The organism is Desulfarculaceae bacterium, assembly GCA_020444545.1.
Classification (GTDB): Bacteria; Desulfobacterota; Desulfarculia; order Desulfarculales; family Desulfarculaceae; genus Desulfoferula.
The window spans coordinates 866544-882979 of the sequence record JAHLKT010000001.1; the positions used below are offsets into that span (position 1 = coordinate 866544).

A 16436-nucleotide genomic window follows, 5' to 3' on the forward strand; every position below is an offset into this window, starting at 1 on the left:
TTTTCCTCCTTAAGCCTCGCGGGGCGGCCCGCCCAGAGCGGACCGCGCTCATTTTAATTCTAAACGCTATCGCTCTTTTTGATGTCCGCGCCCAGGCCGGTCATCAGCTCATGGAAGTTGGGGAAGGACACCCCCACATACTCCGCGTCGCAGATCTCGGTCTCGCCCGAGGCCATGAGCCCGGCCACGGCGGTGGCCATGACGATGCGGTGGTCGTGGCGGCCGTCGATCTTGGTGCCCTTGAGCTCGGAGTGGTGGATGGTCAGGCTGTCCGGGGTCTCCTCGAACTTGCCGCCCATTTTGGTCAGCTCCTCCATGATGGAGCGGGTGCGGTCGGTCTCCTTGAGGCGGCTGGCCTCGATGTTGTACAGCCGGGTGGTGCCGGTGGCCTTGCAGGCCAAGACCGACAGGGCGGGCACCGCGTCCGGGGTGCCGGAGCAGTCGATCTCGATGCCGTGCAGCTCGGCGCCGCCCTCCACGGTGACGGTGCGGCCCTCGTCCTCGAAAGTCACGTTGCCCCCCATTTCCTTGATGATGTGGGGGTAGGCCCGTTCACCGGCGTAGTCGTCGGGGTTCATGCCGGTGAAGGTCACCTTGCTCTCGGTGATGGCCGCGGCCACCATGGGATAGCCAGAGGTGCCCCAGTCGGCCGGGATGTCGGCGTCGAAGGCCTTGTACTTCTGGCCGCCGGGCACGGTGAACACGTCGTAGTTGTCGTGGTTCACCTCGCCGCCCGCGATCTTCACCCAACCCATGGTCATGTCCACGTAGGGACGCTCCATGAGGTTGTCCTCCACCACGGTGATGCCGTTCTCGGTCAGGCCGCCGGCGATGAGCAGGGGGCTGAGCCACTGGGAGTTGACCCCGGGCAGCTTGGTCTTGCCGCCGGTCATGGGGCCATTGATCACCAGGGGAGCCAGGCCGTTGTTGCGGGTGGAGACGACCTTGGCGCCCAGGTCGTTAAGCGCCTCCACCAGGGGCTGGGCCGGGCGGCGGCAGATCTGGTAGTCGCCGCTGATCACCGAGCAGCCATCCACCAGGGCGGCAATGGCCGCCAGGAGGTAGTAGCCGGTGCCCGAGTTGCCCGCATCCAGAACCGTGGCCGGCACCTGGGGCTGGTTGGCCACGCCCTCGAAGACCCAGTTTTCCGGGTCGCTGGTGTCGATCTTGGCGCCCAGGGCCCGCATCATGTTCACGATGGAAAAGCTGTCGATGCCCGGCAGGCAGTTGCCCACCCGGCTGTTTCCCTCGGCCAGGCCGCCCAAGACGATGGCCCGGGCCGAGGCCGACTTGTTGCCCGGAATGCGGGTGGTTCCCTCCAGGGACGACGGATTGACTATGAAGTACATGCTTGGCTCCTTGCAGATTCAGCGGGTTCCCCCCGCGCTTAGTCCCGCGTCTCTTTGAGCGCCACGGGATGGTAGCCCCGCAGCGCGGAAATGGTTTGAGCGGTGTTGATCAATTCGGGAAGCAGTTCTTCCAGCAGCTCCTGGCGGCTGGTCATTTGGCTGAACACCGGCAGGTTGAGCGCCCCCTCCAGCTTGCCGCCCTTGCCCATAACCGGCACGGCCACCGAGCTGAGGCCGGTCTGGAACTCGTCCTCCATCAGGGCGTAGCCCTGGCGGCGCACCGCGGCCAGCTTGTCGCGCAGGGCCGCGCCACGGGGTCCGATCTCCTCGGCCACGGCGGGGTCGGCGGACAGGGCCGCGATCACCCGGTCCAGGGCCTCGGGCTCCAGATAGGCCAGCAGGGCCCGTCCGATGGCCGAGTTGTGCGCCGGCAGCCGGCTGCCCACCGCCAGGTCTATGTTCAGGATGCGCTTGGCCTTCACCCGGATGATGTAGACCACCTTGGCGCCGTCCAAGACCCCCAGGTTCACGTTCTGGTCGATGCGGGCCGAAAGCTCCCTGAGATAGGGCTCGCTGGATTCGGCCAGGGCCATGCCCATCAGAGTGCCGTAGCCCAGGGAGAGCACCCGGGGACCGGGCCGGAAGGTGGCGGTCTCGGTGAAGTAGTGCACGTATTCCTGGTCGATGAGGGTCTGCAGGATACGGTAGACCGTGGCCTTGGGCAGGCCGCTGAGTTGAGTAATCTCTTGCAGTTTCAGGGAGGGCCCGTGCTGGGCCAGGATGCTCAGGACCTCGAGCCCCTTTCTGAGCGCCTCGACTTTTTTTACCGCCATATGTGTCTCACCGTGTGATATATTGTATTACATTGTGATTTTTATAGCCCCATGGCGGGCCCTTGTCAATCGAAAAGCACGGCCCTTCCCCGGGAAATAACCCTACTTTCTCACCGGAATTTTTGCCTTTTTAAGAATGATTTTTTATAATTGGTTTCCACCCGGCGGCTCGCCGCCGAGACCCTACCTCTGCCCGGGGGGATCTTACTTATGCGGCTTCGCCTGCCTGCCTGCGCCTGGTTGCTGACTGCCCTGCTCCTTTGTCCGGCCGTTGCCAACGCCGCCGCGTACAAGGTGCTGAACCTGCCCTCCCTGGGCTGCTCCCTGGAGCTGCCCGCCGCCTGGGTGGGTCACAAAAAGGGCAAGGCCCTGGTCTATTCCGGGGCCAAGGGCACAGATGAGTACCGCACCACCATCAGCCTTCAGGTTGTGAACCAGCGGGCCTACCCCAGCCTGCAAGCGGTGGCCGCCGATTACATAAAACAATGGAAGAGCGGAGGGCGCTTTCAGCTGCTCACCCAGCAGAGCGGGACCGTGGGCGGGAGGCAGTCCGTGCTCCTGGCCGCGCGCTACACCTACCAGGGCCGGACCTTCCACCAAGAGCAGATCATCATCTCGCGGCCGCCCTACTACTATTTGTTGGGCTACACCTCGCCCGAGGAGATACGCTCCCTGGGCAAGCCCCACATCCTGCACGCGGTGAAGACCTTCCGCTTCTTGCCCCTGCCCGCGCCCGGTTCCGCCGTTGCCAAGGCCCCCACCCCGGCAGCCGCTCGGCTGCGCCAAGAGCAGGCCAGCGTGGCCGCCTACGGCCCGGCCCTGCTCAAGCAGCTGGAGGGGCCGCTGTATTCCCACGCCTTTAACAACGGCACCCCCCAGGGCCGGGAGGTGGCCTCGGCCCACAACCTGATCGTGGCCGAGCTGGCCAAGACCCTGGCCGCCCAGGCCACGGCCCAGAAGCCTGCCCTGGAGTGGCTGGCCAAGCTGGGCGATTTGCAGCTCAAGCAGATGGCCCTGTTGGAGCAGGCCAAGGGCAAGTCCCCGGCCACGGCCGCCTGGTGGGCCAAGGCCAAGGCCCTGCTCAAGCAACAGATGGACTACACCGTGGTGCGCACCACCCAGCGGGGGGCGGTGGAAGGGGCGCTGATCGGCCAGGCCAAGCCCGCCGAGGCCAGCCTGAGCCTGGCCGGAGTGCAGATGCTGGCCAAACTGCAACTGGCGGTGAGCGACCAGCTGGCCCTGTTGCTCCAGGAGAACGACCGGCTCTGGGCGCCCTCGCTCAAGCTGTGGGAGGCCGTTAGCGCCGACCCGGCCCTGCCCGCCTCCTTCCGCCTGCAACTGGCCCAGCTCAACCAAGAGCAGCGCGAGCTGGCCCTGGGCCTGACCCGGGCCACCATCGAGGCCAACGGGGCCATGGCCGCCACGGTGCTGGTGATCGGCAACCTGGAGGGCTTCTACGACGAGGTGTCGCGCACCTACGGCGCGGCCATCGCCGCCGCCCTGCCCCGCCTGCGCCGGGACGCCCGCCGCCTGGCCGCCGCCCGCCCGGGCGACCCGGCGGTGGCCTCGCTGGAGTTCATCATCGCCAACCTGGAGAAGACCGCCGAGCAGGCGCGCCTGGCCGCCGGGCCCGCCCCGCGCCCGCCCCTGGGCCGGCGCATCGCCGATGCCCTGGTGCCCCCGGCCCAGGCCGGGGCCTGGCAGTTCACCAAGGACTTCGTGTACAACGCGGGCTACTCGGTGGCCATCGCGGGCAAGGCGGTGCAGAACGCGGGGCGCTTCATCGCCAGCGGGGTGGAGACCTCCTCCCAGCGGGCGGCCCAGGTGCTGGCCTACGGCACCTACTCGCCCTTCAAGGTGACCAGCGACCCCAAGGCCATCCTGGCCACGGCCGACGAGATCATCAAGAAGAACCCGGAGATGGCCAAGCACCGCGCGGTGCTGGAACAGCGCCTGGGGCGGATCGCCACCCGCCACCAGAGCGAGAACGCCCAGGACTACCTGAAGCTCAAGAAGCAGACCGTGGACGCGGCGGTGAAGGAGTACGCCACCGGGCAATACGGGGTGCGCGCCCTGAAGACCGGGGTGCAATACATCGACGACGTGAGCAACATGAAGGTAAAGCCCGCCGCCGCCTGGGTGGCCGGCAAGGTCTCCAAGGAGGTGTTGGGCCATGAGATCGGCGGGGCGGTGAGCCCGGCCACCAAGGGCATGGCCTCCTGGTTCGCGGGCAGCGCCTACAACGTGGTGGCCGATCTGCCCAAGAACACCATGATCCTCCTGAACCCCTCGACCTCCTACGCCGAGAAGGCCACCGCCACCTACGGCCTGGCGGGCAATGTGGGGGTCACCGTCTTGTGCTACGGCGGCACCGCCGCCGCGGTGGCGGGCAAGGCGGCCCGCGCCGGCAAGGGGGTTGCCGGTTGGGTGGCCGGCAAGGTGGCCCCCGCAGCGGCCGCGGCCAAGGAGGCCCTGCTCAAAAAAGGCAGCCAGCTGGTGAGCCGCATGTTGCCCGCCGGGGCCAAGGCCGCCGCCCAGGCCACGGCCCAGATGGTCAAGCCGGTGGCCGCCCAGGTGAGCAAGCAGGTGGCCCGCGAGGCCGCCGCGCTCATGCCCCTGGAGGCCCAGGCGGCGAACTACATGGCCACCGCCCTCAAGGTGGGGGTGAACAGGCTGAAGGACATGTCCGCCAAGCCGGTGCTGGCCACCTTGGGCACCGAGACCAAGGCCATGCTGAGCACGGCTTGGCGCAACCTGACCAAGGAAATGGTCTCCCAGAAGACCATCCCCGAGGCGCTCAAGGCCTTTGCGGGCAACTTCGCCTTCAAGGAGGTGCTGCAAAGCGGGGCCAACGACAGCTTCCAGGCCGAGGTTATGCAGCCCACCTTGCAGGCGGTGGAGGACCACGCACCCCCGGCCTGGCAGACGGCCCAAAAGGGGTGGGCCGGGCCCGGGCCCCAGCCCGGCGGGCCGTTCCCGGGCAAGGTGGAGCGCAGCTTCGACAACCAGAACCTGCTCAAGGCTGATCAGGGCAAGAACGATGGCTTCAGTGCCAAGGCAGCCACCTCCGCCAAGGACGAAGACAAGAAGGCCGAGGCCAAGCCCAAGCCCGTTGCCAAGAAAAAAGCCAAGCCGCGCAAGGAGACCGCCGAGGAGCGCCGGGCCCGTAAGAAGGCGCTCATGGACAAGGCCAAGCGCCTGGCCGCCCGCGACGAGAGCGTCTACGGCAAGCAGGAGAGCGACGCCACCCAGGTGATCCCCTCCACCTGCACCATCGACATGATCACCTGGACCGAGGGGCACGCCAAAGACAAGTGGCCGACTACCTTCTACGTAAGGGGCGGCCAGGTGAGCGCCACCCTTGACAGCACCTATAACTACCAGAAGCACTGCACCGACAAGTTCTGCTGCTCCAATCCGCGCACCACCGGGGTGTTCAGCGGCACCCTGATGAACAACGTGATCAGCGGGGACTGGAAGATGAAGCACCACACCCAGCAGTGCTGGCATATCTGGACCGAGAGCATCAAGGGCGGCGACGGTAAATACACCCGGCACCAGCGGCGCTGCAACTACAGCACGACTTCGGAAACCACCTTCCACATCGAGACCAAGCTGGGCATGAACGGCAGGGTCGAGGCGACCTATAGCGGCACCAGCCACGGCAGCACCACCTGGGGGCCCACCTGCTATAAAAGTGTGGCGGGCACCACCAAAACCTACAGCAACAGCTTCAGGTGGGACGACCCCAAATACCCCGAAGAGTACCGCAACAAGCTCACTATCGGCGTGTGGGAGATACGCAAACGGCCCGAGGCCGAGGAGAAGCAGGAGTGATGAAACGCATCGGTGTGACGACAGCCGCGATCTTGGCCGCCCTTTGCCTGGGCGCGGCCCCGGCCTTGGCTCAGTTCGGGCCCATGGGCGGGCCCCCCAGCCCGCCCGCCGGAACGCAGACCCAGAGCGCCCCGGCCTCGGACAAGCCCGTGGCCAAGGAGGCCTCGCCCTTCAGCCTGCCCAGCGGGCAAAAGAGCCAAAGCGCCCCGGCCGCCTCGGACCAGAAGAGCCCCTTCGCCCTGCCCGGCAAGCAGGGCGGCCAGGCCCAGGCTCCGGCGGCCTCGGGGGAAAAGTCGCCCTTCAGCCTGCCCGGCAAGAGCGGCCAGGGCCAGCCCGCCGGGGGCAGCGACAAGAGATCCTTCGCCCTGCCCTCGGCCCAGCCCAAGAAGGGCGGCCCCAGCGCCCAGGAGCTGATGGACCGGGGCGTGGCCCTGGCCCGGGAGGGTAAGCTGAAACAGGCTCAGGACGCCTTCTGGCAAGCGGTGCAGACCGAGCCCACCAACGCGGTGGCCTGGAACAACCTGGGCCTCACCCTGCGCCAACAGGGCAAGCTCAACCAGGCCGTGGGGGCCTATAAGCGGGCCATCGAGGCGGACAAGAACTACGCGGTGCCCTACAAGAACCTGGGGGTGCTTTTAGAAAAGGCGGGCGAGAACGCCCTGGCGGCCAAGGCCTACCGCCGCTACGCCAAGCTGGCCCCGGACGCTACCGATGCGGCCACGGTGAACAAGCGCGCCGCCTGGCTGGAGGCGCGGGGGAACAAAACCAAATGAGAGAATCCATCATGCGAGCAAAGCGTCTCTGGGCCGGGCTGGCCGTGGCGGCCCTGATGCTGGGCCTGGCCGGCTGCGCCGAGGTTAGCAAGCCCATGCCCCAGGAAGTCAGCGCGACCTTCAACGACGGCAGCAAGCTATACGTATTGCCCAGCGGCCTGAACCTGCGCGAGTGCCCGCGCAACGACTGCAAGATTCTCAGCGTGCTCAAGCACGGCGACATCGTGCTCAGCACCGGCGACCGCAAGGGCTGGTCCAAGGTGGAGACCGCCTCGGGCGGCCTGCGCGGCTGGGTGGCCACCCGCTATTTGGGCAGCGACCCCCAGCAGCCGGTGCCCGCCGCCAAGAGCGCCAGCGAGCCGCCCCCCCTGCCCAAGGAGCAATGGGGCCGCCCCGACGGCGTGCCGCCTCCGGTCAAGGAGCAATACGGGCAGTAGCCCTTATTTGGTGAACCGCCAGGAGTCCACCACGCGCTGGAAGGCGTTTAGGTTGGCCTGGTACACCGCCGTGGGCGCGCTGTAGCTGATCAGGAAAATGTAGCCGCCGTGTTCCAGCCCCACCTGGGCGTGGCCGTACTCCGCGGCCAGGCCCCGGGTGTCCTTGGTCTCGTAGGAGGCCAGGAAGTAGGGGGCCGGGCCACCGGCCATGTTCACCTCGCCCTTTTTGAGGATCTTGCCCTGGGGCACGTTGGCGATCTGGCGCAGCAGCCGCTTCATCTGGTCGATCAGGCTGGTGTTGCCCTGGCTCTTGGCGATGATCTGGATGATCAGCGAGACCTCGCCCCCCGGGGTGCCCGCCGGTCCGCTGATCAGGTAGTCCTTGCTCTTGGTCAGGCGCGCGTTCCAGCTCTGGGGCACCTGTAGCGAGAAGCCGAAGTTGTTCTCGCTCATCACCTTGTAGCCCTGGGGCACCGCCGGTGCCGGGGCCGGAGCCGGGGCGGCGGGCTGCTGGGCCCGAGGCGCGGGGGCCGGGGCGGGCGTGGGGGCCGGAGCCGGAGCGGGCTTAGGCGCGGCGGCCGTCTTGTCCGCCACCACGCTGAAGCCCAGCTTCTTGGCTTCCTTGTCGTTCAGATAGAACACCACCTCGTACTTGCCCAGGGGCCATCCGCTGGCCGGGGGCGAGAGCTGGAAGCTCACGTAGGCCCCTTCCTTGAGGGTGATCTCGTCCTGGGCGATCTGGCGGCGCTCGCCTTCCAGATAAAAGAACAGCGCCTTGACCTTGGTGCCCGGTGGGGCGGCGGTCACCTTGGCCGTAGCGAACAAGGGCCCGGTGCTGGGCGGCACCTCGCTAACCACCTGGGTGGGGGCCTGGGTCTTGGGGTCCACCGCCGTGGCCATCTTGGGCTCGCTGAGCTCGGCGGTGCTCACCGAGAAGGAGCCCTCGCAGCCATAGGCGGCCAGGGCCGCCAGCAGCGCGGCAAACACGATCCAGCGCGACAGTTTCATCACTCCCCTCCCATTGGCAATCACCAGGTGTTTCCGAGAATGCATCTCAGGGAATCTTATAACAGGCCCGGGCGCGGGGGTTAGGGAAAAAGCGATCCCAAGGGGTGGGCCTAGAAGCTCAGGCGCAGGCCCAGGTTGATCATCTGGGCTTGGAAGTCGTCGCCCAGGGCCAGGGACAGCTCCAGGCCGGCCTCCAGACGTTGGCTCATGCGGGCGCTCAGCCCGGCGCTGATCGCCAGGTAGTCCGAGGGCAGGCCCAGGCCCGTCACGGTGAAGGGGGCCGAACCGTAGCCCTGGAAGGCCGCGTCGACCTGCAAGGGATCGTCCTTGAACTCGTGCCACCAGGCCAGGGAGGCCCGGGGCAACAGACTCAGCCCGCCCGCCGACCAGGCCGCCGCCGCTTCCAGGCCCAGGGCGCTTTGCAGCGACTCGGCGCTCCGCCGCCCCACGGCCAGGCCCAGGGAGCCCGCCCCGGACTCGTCGAAGCTCTCCAGTTCGGCCTGGGCGTAGCGCAGCGCGGCCAGGGGCCCCAGCCGCACCCCGCCCAAATGGAAGTCGTAGCCGCCCTCCAGACCGGCCAGGCCGCTGTAGCCGTCGAAGTCGGCCGTGGCGGTGAGGCCCCGGTGGGCCAGCGCCAGGGAGCGGTGGGCCTGGGCCTCCTGGCGGGTGAAGGCCAGGGTGGCCCGGCCGTGCCAGGCTCCCCGCCGGGCCCGGCCGTAGAGCGCGGCGTGCAGGTTTTCCGCGCGGCCCCAATAGGAAGGCGCGTCCCAGGAGAGATCGCCCCGGCTGATGCCGAAGGCCCCGCCCAGCTCCAGCCAGGAGGCCGCCCGGCCCTGGCCGCCCAGGAGCAGGCCGTAAAGCTCCTGGCCGTAGCCCAGGTTGTTTCCCGAGCCGTCGCGCTCGGCCTTGGCCTCCAAGAGGCGCACCCACAGCGCGCCACGGTCCGGCGCGGCCCCGGCCGGCTCCAGGCCGCGGTCCCGCTGCTGGTCCAGCTCCAGGCCGATGGCCTCGGCCACGGTCTGGCTGCCGCGCAAGGCGGCCCAGGTGAAGGCGCCGTACATCTCCGGGCTGAGCTGTCCCAAGGCGCGGGTGATCTGCCCCGCGCTGTAGGAGAAGTCCATGGCCGCGATGAGATCGGGCATCTCGCCGCTTTGCCCCAAGGCCAGGGGCACGATGGCGTCCAGGGAGGCGGCCACGGCGCGGGTGTCGGCGCTGTCGGCGAAGCGGGTGTAGGAGGCGCGGTCCAGGCGTAGGGACACCGAATCGGCCCCGCTGCTCATGGCCAGGGACAAGACCACCGAGTCGAGCACGAACTCCAGGCTGCTGAAGCCGCCCACCAGGCTGCCCGCGCTGAGCACGGTCCAGGACTCGCTGCCCAGGTACACCCCCGGGCGCAGGGAGGCGCGCAGGGTGCCGCCGTTCAGGGTGGCCGTGCCGCTGACCGCCAAGAGGTCGCTCCGCCCCCGGGCCAGCTCCACGGCCAAGACCCCGCTGGGGCTGTTGGTGAAGTTGCCAACGATGCTGATGGTGCCGATGCTGTTGCCCGGCGAGACGGTGCCGCTGTTGACCACGTCGCCGGTGATGGTGCCGCCCCCGGCCAGGGTGCCGCTGTTGACCAGGCTGGCCGCGTTCAAGGCGCCGCCTACGTTCAGCACACCCGAGTTGTCCAGGCTGGTGGTGCTCACCGACCCGCCTACGGCCAGGTCGCCGCTGTTGACCAGGCTGGTGGTGTTCAAGATGCCGCCCACGCCCAGGTTGCCGGTGTTGGTCAAGCTGGTCGTATTCAGGGTGCCGCCCACGGCCAGCTCGCCGCTGTTGGCCAGGCTGCTGGTGTTCAAGGTGCCGCCCAGGCCCAGGTTGCCCGCGTTGGTGGTGGCCCCGTTCACCGTGGCCGTGCCGCCTATGCTGGCCGCGCCGCCGGATTCGATATTCAGGCCGGCGGTGGTGAAGGTGGCGGCGGAATCTACCTTGAGGGTGGCGCCTGGTCGCACCCCGGTGGTTCCGCTGACCGCCCAGGTGCCGGTGAGGATGGTGCTTCCGCTGCCGCCCGTTTCCAGGTTTTCAAAATTCAGGTAGGTGCTTCCCCAAAGGCTGCCGTCCTGGGCGCCCATGTTGTTCAGGCCCAGGGTGTCGTCTCCCGTGCCGCCGTCGGCCACCCCGCCCAGGGAACAGCCGCCCACCAGGACTATCTTGTCGTCGCCGTCGGCCCCGTGGATGCCGCCGCCCACCGTGCCGGAGTTGGTTATGGTGTCGTCGCCCCCGCTGCTGCCCGCCCCGCTGTTCACCGAGCCGTACACGCCGCCGCTCACCGTGCCGCTGTTGACGATGGTGTTGCCGGTGCTGGAGGTGTTCGCCCCGGTGTTGTTGGAGCCGATGAGGTCCAGGCCCACCGTGCCGCGGTTGACCACGGTGTTGCCGCCGCCGCTGGTGTTGTCGCCGTGGTTGTCCGTGCCCATGACGTAGCCGGCCACCGTGCCGCTGTTGCTCACGGTGTTGCCCCCGCCGCTGGCCCCGTCGCCGTCGTTCGCGCTGCCGTAGAGGTCGATGAGGATGCGGCCGGTGTTGCTCACGGTGTTGGAGCCGCCGGCGGAGTTGGCTCCCTGGTTGTAGCTGCCGATCACCGGGAACCAGACCCGGCCGCTGTTGGTGACTGTGTTGGAGCCGCCGCTGGTGTTGTCCCCGTAGTTGTCGGTGCCCATGAGGAAGCCTTGCACCGTGCCGCTGTTGCTCACGGTGTTGCCCCCGCCGCTGGCCCCATCGCCGTCGTTCACGCTGCCGTAGAGGTCGGTCACCAGGTGCCCCGAGTTGGTCACCGTGTTGGAGTCGCCGCTGGAGTTGTCCCCCTCGTTGTGGGAGCCGATGAGCGGGAAGAACACCCAGCCGCTGTTGCTCACGCTGTTGGAGCCCCCGTTACTGCCCGTGCCCAGGTTGTGGCTGCCTATGAGCAGGCCCAGGTCGCGTCCGGTGTTGCCCACCGTGTTGGAGCCGCCGCTGCTGTAGTCCCCCTGGTTGCTGCTGCCCACGATGTCGCCCATCACCAGGCCGCTGTTGCTCACCTGGTGGGAGCCGCTCGTGGCCCTTTCGCCCAGGTTGGCCCCGCCGAAGAGATTCCAGCCCACCTCGCCGGTGTTGACCACCCGGTTGGCCTGGCCGCTGCCGTCGTCGGCGGCGTTGTGGCTGCCGTGGATCGAGACGCCCACTGTGCCGCTGTTGACCACCAGGTTGCCGCCCTCGGCGCTCATGAGCACGTCCCCGGCCACCTCGCCCGAGTTGCTCAGGGTGTCCTGGCCGCCCTGGGTCATGTCCACGTCGCCGAGGACCATGCCCTGGTTGTCGTAGTTGTCGTCGGCGGTGGTGCCGTCCCAGTTGCCGCTGATGATGCCGCCGGCAGGGTTCACCGCGTCGGCGGCCGGGGAAGGCGCCGCCGCGCAGAGGGTCAGGATGAGCAGGGCGCAGAGGACAACGGAAGTCCGGCGGAGCATGTCGATTGGACCCGGCTTTCTTCGCCTAAGGGCGCGCCGGGGCTTTGGGCTCCATGGGCGGCGGTCCCCGAAGGCGGTTGTTCCGTGGCTGAGCGCCCCCACCGGACGGGGAATCCGCGCCGTGCGCGGCGGGGCGGTGGGGGGCAGGGCTACCAAGGCGGGAACATAGCACCCATACCCATGGGCTGTACAGGGGTTGTTCGTCCGGGCACGGGGAGGCCGGAGGGCGGATGCGCCGCCCTCCGGCCGGGGGATCGCCTAGTCGATGCGGCTCAGCTCGAAGACCACCTTGCCTCCGTCGGGGCAGGCAAGGGGGACCGGGGCGTCGGGGTCCTTGAACCAGGGGAACACCCCGCCGTAGCACAGGGTGTGCACCGTGGCCAGCATGGAGCACATGGAGTCGAAGCAGAGCTTGCCCTCCACGCGGTTGTTTTCGAAGACCACCTCGTCGCCCACCCGGTGGCCGGCGTCGCAGTGGTTCTTCACCTCCACCACCTTCACCTTCACCCGGTGGAGCTTGGGCTTGTCGGACATGGCCGCCTCCTCAGCGGATCAGGTAGGGCAACTCTTCCATGACGATGGCCTGGCGGGGGCACATGAAGGTGCACACGTCGCAATACCAACAATCATCACGATAGCGCATGTAGGGATAGCCTTGCGAGCCGAAATGGATCACGTCCATGGGGCACATGTCCACGCAGACCCCGCAGCGCACGCAGCGCTCGCGGTCGAACTTCAGCCAGGAGAAATCCTTCTCGCCGTACTCCACTCCGTTTACCTGGCTCATGATCAGTTCTCCTCCTTGGCCATGAAGCGGCGCGGGGTGGCCATGCCCTGCGCGTCCAGATGGGCTTTCATCCAGGGATCGTCCTTGGGATTTTTCCACTCCGGCCCCTTCTGGAACATGGGCCCGGTGTCGAACTCCAGGTCAGGGTAGGCGTACTCCATGGAGGTGGGGTACTCCCACTGGTGGGCCGGGCTCTGGCGCTTGGCCAGGGTCATCTCGCCGCCCTCGCCCTTTTTGATCACCACCCAGACGCCTTCCCACTCCGGCTTCTTGGCCGGCATGTCCACCCGCCAGTGCTGGTAGCCCCAGCGGCTCTCCTCGCGGAACAGGCTGGAGCGGGCCATCATCTCGCCCACGGTGAGGATGCTCTTGATCTCCTGCACCTTGAACAGGTCGTGCAGGCTCACCGCCTGGATGCGGGGCAGATCCTCCTGGCGGATGCGCTCCATCCACCAGGCGGCCTTTTCCAGGAACACGGGGTTCTTGGGGGGCTTGAGGTAATACTGCACCCGGGCGCGGGCCTTGAACTCCACCAGGCTGGTGGGCAGGCCGCCCTCGCGGCCCAGGGGGGCCTCGAACTCCGCGGCCTCCTTGCGCAGCCAGGCCTTGAGGCCGGTGCGCTGCTCGGGCTCGGGGATGCCGGAGGCGTAGTGGGCCGCCTCCTCGCCGATGAGCCCGCCCATGGCCAGCGCGCCACCCAGGTAGCTATGGGGCAGGCCGCCGTCCACGTCGCCGGCCACGTAGAGGCCGGGCACGTTGCTCACCCCGGTGGTGTCGCTGAGCACCCCGGAGCTGCTGTGGCCGCCGCACACCCCGACCTCCTCGGCAAAGGCCAGCTCCACCGCGTGGGCGTTGCGGTAGTTCTGCTCGCGGCTCTGGTGGAACAGGCCCCGGCTGGTGCGCTCGTTGCCCCACTGGATCTTCTCGATGATCTGGATCATCTGCTCGTCCAGGTGGTCCATCTTCAGGTAGATGGGGCCCCTGCCCTGGGTGAAGCGCTTCCAGGCGCCCATCTTGCTGTCGCCCGAGGAATAGCCGTGGCTCCAGGTGCGCTCGTCCCAGGGGTTGACGGTGTAGGCCCCGCGCGGCGCGGCCACGTAGCCGCAGGAGGGTCCCTGGTGGTCCTTGAGCAGGGTGTTGGCCTGGAAGCACTCCATGTTCACCAGCTCGGCCCCGGCCTCGTAGGCCATGGCGTAGCCGTCGCCGGAGCAGCCGGGGAACTCGTAGGTGCCGGCCAGATAGCCCGAGCTGGCCAGGCCCATGCGGCCGGCCGCGCCGGTGGTCAGGCACACCGCCTTGGTCTTTATATAGTAGTAGTGCCCGGTGCGGATGTTCACCGCCAGCACGCCGCAGACCTTGCCCCCGCTGGTGACGATCTTGATGGCCGGGGTGCGGTCCATGACCTCGGCCCCGGTCTGGCGCACCGCGTGGGCCAGGGCCCGTTTCATCTCCTCGCCGTCCATGGGCAGCAGAAGCGGCTTGTCGATGGGGTGCAGGTACATCAGGCGGTAGTTGCCGTTTTCGTCCACCGGGAACAGGTCGCCCTTTTCCCGCTCCATGATCTGCTCCAGATCGGCCACCATGCGTGGGCAGATCTCCCCGAAGCGGTAGGCCACCTGTTGGTCCAGGATGCCCTCGGTGACCTTGGTCATCAGCTCCACCACGTCCTCGGGCTGGCTGTAGGGCGGCAGGGCCACGGTGTTGAGCGCGTCCATGCCCCGGCCGGCTCCGCCCGAGGTCTCCATCTTGCTCTTGTCCAGCACCACGACCTTCAGGCCCGGGTCCGCGCGGTGGGCGTAGATGGCGCTCATGGTGCCGGCGGCTCCGGAGCCGATGATTACGATGTCCGCTTGCTTGACGTGATACATGCTTTAACTCCGCTTGCTAATCCGCGGTGGATTCAGAGGTTGGGGTTTCGACGCCGGGCTTCTTGCCGCGCCGGTTGCGCAGGGTGGTCCAGATGACGGCCGCCACGGCCAGGGCCAGGAACAAGGCGGCCAGGGGCTTGGTTACGAAGATGCTGGGGTCGCCGCCGGATATCTTGAGGGCCTGGCGGAGATACACCTCGGCCATGGGCCCCAGGATGAAGGCGATGAGCAGGGCGGCGGGGCTGAGCTCCCACTTTTTGAGCAGATAGCCCACCACCCCGAAGAAGACCATCACCTTCACGTCGAAGAGGTTCTGGTGGGTGCCGAAGGCCCCGATGACGCACAGGGCCAGGATCACCGGGAACAGGTAGGCCCGGGGCACCGAGATGACCCACTGGCCCAGCCTCAACAGGGGCAGGGGGATGATGAGCATGAAGAAATCCGAGATGATCAAGAGCATGAACAGGCCGTAGATCGTCTCGGGGTGCTCCATCATCAGCATGGGGCCCGGGGCCAGGCCGTGGATCATGAAGGCGCCCATGATCACCGCCGCGCTCAGCGCGCCGGGGATGCCCAGGGTCACCAGGGGTATCAGGCCCGCGCCGCACACCGCGTTGTTGGCCGCCTCGGGCGCGGCCACGCCATTTAGATCGCCCTTGCCGAAGCGCTCGGGGTGCTTGCTCAGGCGGCGCGCCTGGTCATAGCCCATGAAGGCGGCGGTGATGCTGCCCACTCCGGGCAGAGCCCCGCAGAAGGAGCCCAGCAGGCTGGAGCGGAAAATGGTCCCCAGGCTGCCCTTGAGCTCGGGCCAGGTGACCCGGGAGGCGTTGGGGTCGTCGGAGCGCACCGTGGCCTCGGCGTGGGCGTCCTTCCAGCCCTCCTCCATCTGCACCAAGACCTCGGACATGACCAGCAGGCCGATGAGCATGGCCAACAGGCCGATGCCCGCGTCCAGGTCGATGGAGCCGAAGGTGAAGCGCTGCTGGGTGGTGATGGGGTCCAGGCCCACCGTGGCCAGGAGCATTCCCAGGGCGGTGGAGATGAGCCCCTTGAGCTGGGACTTGGCCCCGGTGCCCGCCACCACCACCAGGGCGAAGAGGATGAGCATGGCCAGCTCGGCCGGCCCGAACATCAGGGCCATGGCCGCGATGGGCGGCGAGGCCACCATGAGCAGGGCGTCGCTGAACAGCGCCCCGATCACCGAGGCGTAGAGCGCCATCTTCAGCGCCTTGCCCGCCTTGCCTTGTTTGGTCAGCGGGTAGCCGTCCAGGGCGGTGGCCGCCGACTCCGGGGTGCCCGGCGCGTTCAGGAGCACCGCCGAGATGGAGCCGCCGTACACGCTGCCCTTCCAACAACCCACCAGCATGGCGATGGCGAAAAGGGGAGACCAGGTATAGGTCACCGGGATCAAAAGCGCGATGGCCATGGTGCCGTTGAGGCCGGGGATGGCCCCCAAGAGCGAACCCAGGAAGATGCCCAGGGCCGCGCCGAAGAAGTTGTTCAGGGTGAGGGCCTGGGAGGCCGCGGTTGCGAGTGTCTCCAGCATGGCTCCCTACTCCAGGAAATTTTCCACCAGGGTGCCCACCGGCAGGGGAGCCCCCAGGATTATGTCGAAGCACAGATAGAGACCGCCCAGGGTGCCCAGGGTGATGGCCGTGATGGGCAGCCAGCGGCGCACCCCAAAGACCAGGAACAGGGCGATCATGGCCCCGGCCGAGGTGAGCACGAAGCCGGTGAGCTCCAAGAGCCAGGCGTAGGCGGACATGATGATGATCACGATGAGGATGGCCCACCAGGGCGAGCGGTGCTCGGGCGCCACCTCCTCGGCGTGCTCGCCGGGCTTGGGCGCGCGGCGCACCGCCTGGATGGTCAAGAGGATGCTGAGTAGCATGATGAAGCAGGTGACCAACACCGGCATCAGGGCGTCGGCCTCGGTGAGCGGCCCCACCTGATAAGGGATGACGGCCAGCAGCAGCAGGAGACAGAAGGCGACGAGGCCCAGGCCCAGCTTGAAGTCTTTTCGATTGGCGATCATGGGCGGCTCCTGGGTTGAGGAGGGCGG

12 protein-coding genes are annotated in these 16436 nt (G+C 67.8%); 3 read left to right on the forward strand and 9 right to left on the reverse strand.

Features of this window, described 5'->3' with window-relative positions; genetic code table 11:
- Positions 1-59: 59 nt before the first annotated feature.
- On the reverse strand, positions 60-1349 hold the full coding sequence (aroA, locus tag KQH53_04100) for a 3-phosphoshikimate 1-carboxyvinyltransferase (GenBank protein ID MCB2225838.1): 1290 nt from the start codon (positions 1347-1349) through the stop codon (positions 60-62).
- A 38-nt stretch (positions 1350-1387) separates the two neighbouring features.
- A complete protein-coding gene (locus KQH53_04105) occupies positions 1388-2182 on the reverse strand; it encodes an IclR family transcriptional regulator (GenBank protein ID MCB2225839.1) in 795 nt (264 codons plus the stop codon).
- Between the two features lie 210 nt (positions 2183-2392).
- Between KQH53_04105 and KQH53_04110 the strand changes: the two genes are divergently transcribed.
- From KQH53_04110 to KQH53_04120, 3 genes are read left to right on the forward strand one after another with little or no spacing between them, the layout of a single operon-like run.
- Complete coding sequence (locus KQH53_04110; protein ID MCB2225840.1) at positions 2393-6019, forward strand: DUF1795 domain-containing protein; 3627 nt, start codon at positions 2393-2395, stop codon at positions 6017-6019.
- Positions 6019-6792: a tetratricopeptide repeat protein gene (locus KQH53_04115; GenBank protein MCB2225841.1), complete on the forward strand. Its 774-nt coding sequence runs from the start codon at positions 6019-6021 to the stop codon at positions 6790-6792. The genes KQH53_04110 and KQH53_04115 overlap by 1 nt, the downstream gene beginning before the upstream one ends.
- 11 nt (positions 6793-6803) lie before the next feature.
- Entirely contained in the window at positions 6804-7229 is a 426-nt protein-coding gene (locus KQH53_04120; protein MCB2225842.1) for an SH3 domain-containing protein, read from the forward strand.
- Between the two features lie 3 nt (positions 7230-7232).
- On the opposite strand, the gene KQH53_04125 is transcribed toward KQH53_04120, so the two are convergent.
- The 7 genes from KQH53_04125 to KQH53_04155 all read right to left on the reverse strand — a co-directional run bounded on the left by KQH53_04125 (position 7233) and on the right by KQH53_04155 (position 16409).
- Positions 7233-8237, reverse strand: a complete 1005-nt coding sequence (locus tag KQH53_04125; protein ID MCB2225843.1) for a hypothetical protein — start codon at positions 8235-8237, stop codon at positions 7233-7235.
- Positions 8238-8347: 110 nt separating this feature from the next.
- Complete coding sequence (locus KQH53_04130) at positions 8348-11719, reverse strand: autotransporter domain-containing protein (GenBank protein ID MCB2225844.1); 3372 nt, start codon at positions 11717-11719, stop codon at positions 8348-8350.
- A gap of 258 nt (positions 11720-11977) precedes the next feature.
- Entirely contained in the window at positions 11978-12253 is a 276-nt protein-coding gene (locus KQH53_04135) for a TIGR04076 family protein (GenBank protein MCB2225845.1), read from the reverse strand.
- Between the two features lie 10 nt (positions 12254-12263).
- Complete coding sequence (locus tag KQH53_04140; GenBank protein MCB2225846.1) at positions 12264-12506, reverse strand: 4Fe-4S binding protein; 243 nt, start codon at positions 12504-12506, stop codon at positions 12264-12266.
- A gap of 2 nt (positions 12507-12508) precedes the next feature.
- Positions 12509-14374 carry an FAD-binding protein gene (locus KQH53_04145; protein ID MCB2225847.1) on the reverse strand — a complete coding sequence of 622 codons (1866 nt, stop codon included), beginning with the start codon at positions 14372-14374 and terminating at the stop codon, positions 12509-12511.
- A gap of 16 nt (positions 14375-14390) precedes the next feature.
- Positions 14391-15920, reverse strand: a complete 1530-nt coding sequence (locus tag KQH53_04150) for a tripartite tricarboxylate transporter permease (protein MCB2225848.1) — start codon at positions 15918-15920, stop codon at positions 14391-14393.
- Positions 15921-15926: 6 nt separating this feature from the next.
- Complete coding sequence (locus KQH53_04155) at positions 15927-16409, reverse strand: tripartite tricarboxylate transporter TctB family protein (GenBank protein MCB2225849.1); 483 nt, start codon at positions 16407-16409, stop codon at positions 15927-15929.
- Positions 16410-16436 lie beyond the last annotated feature (27 nt).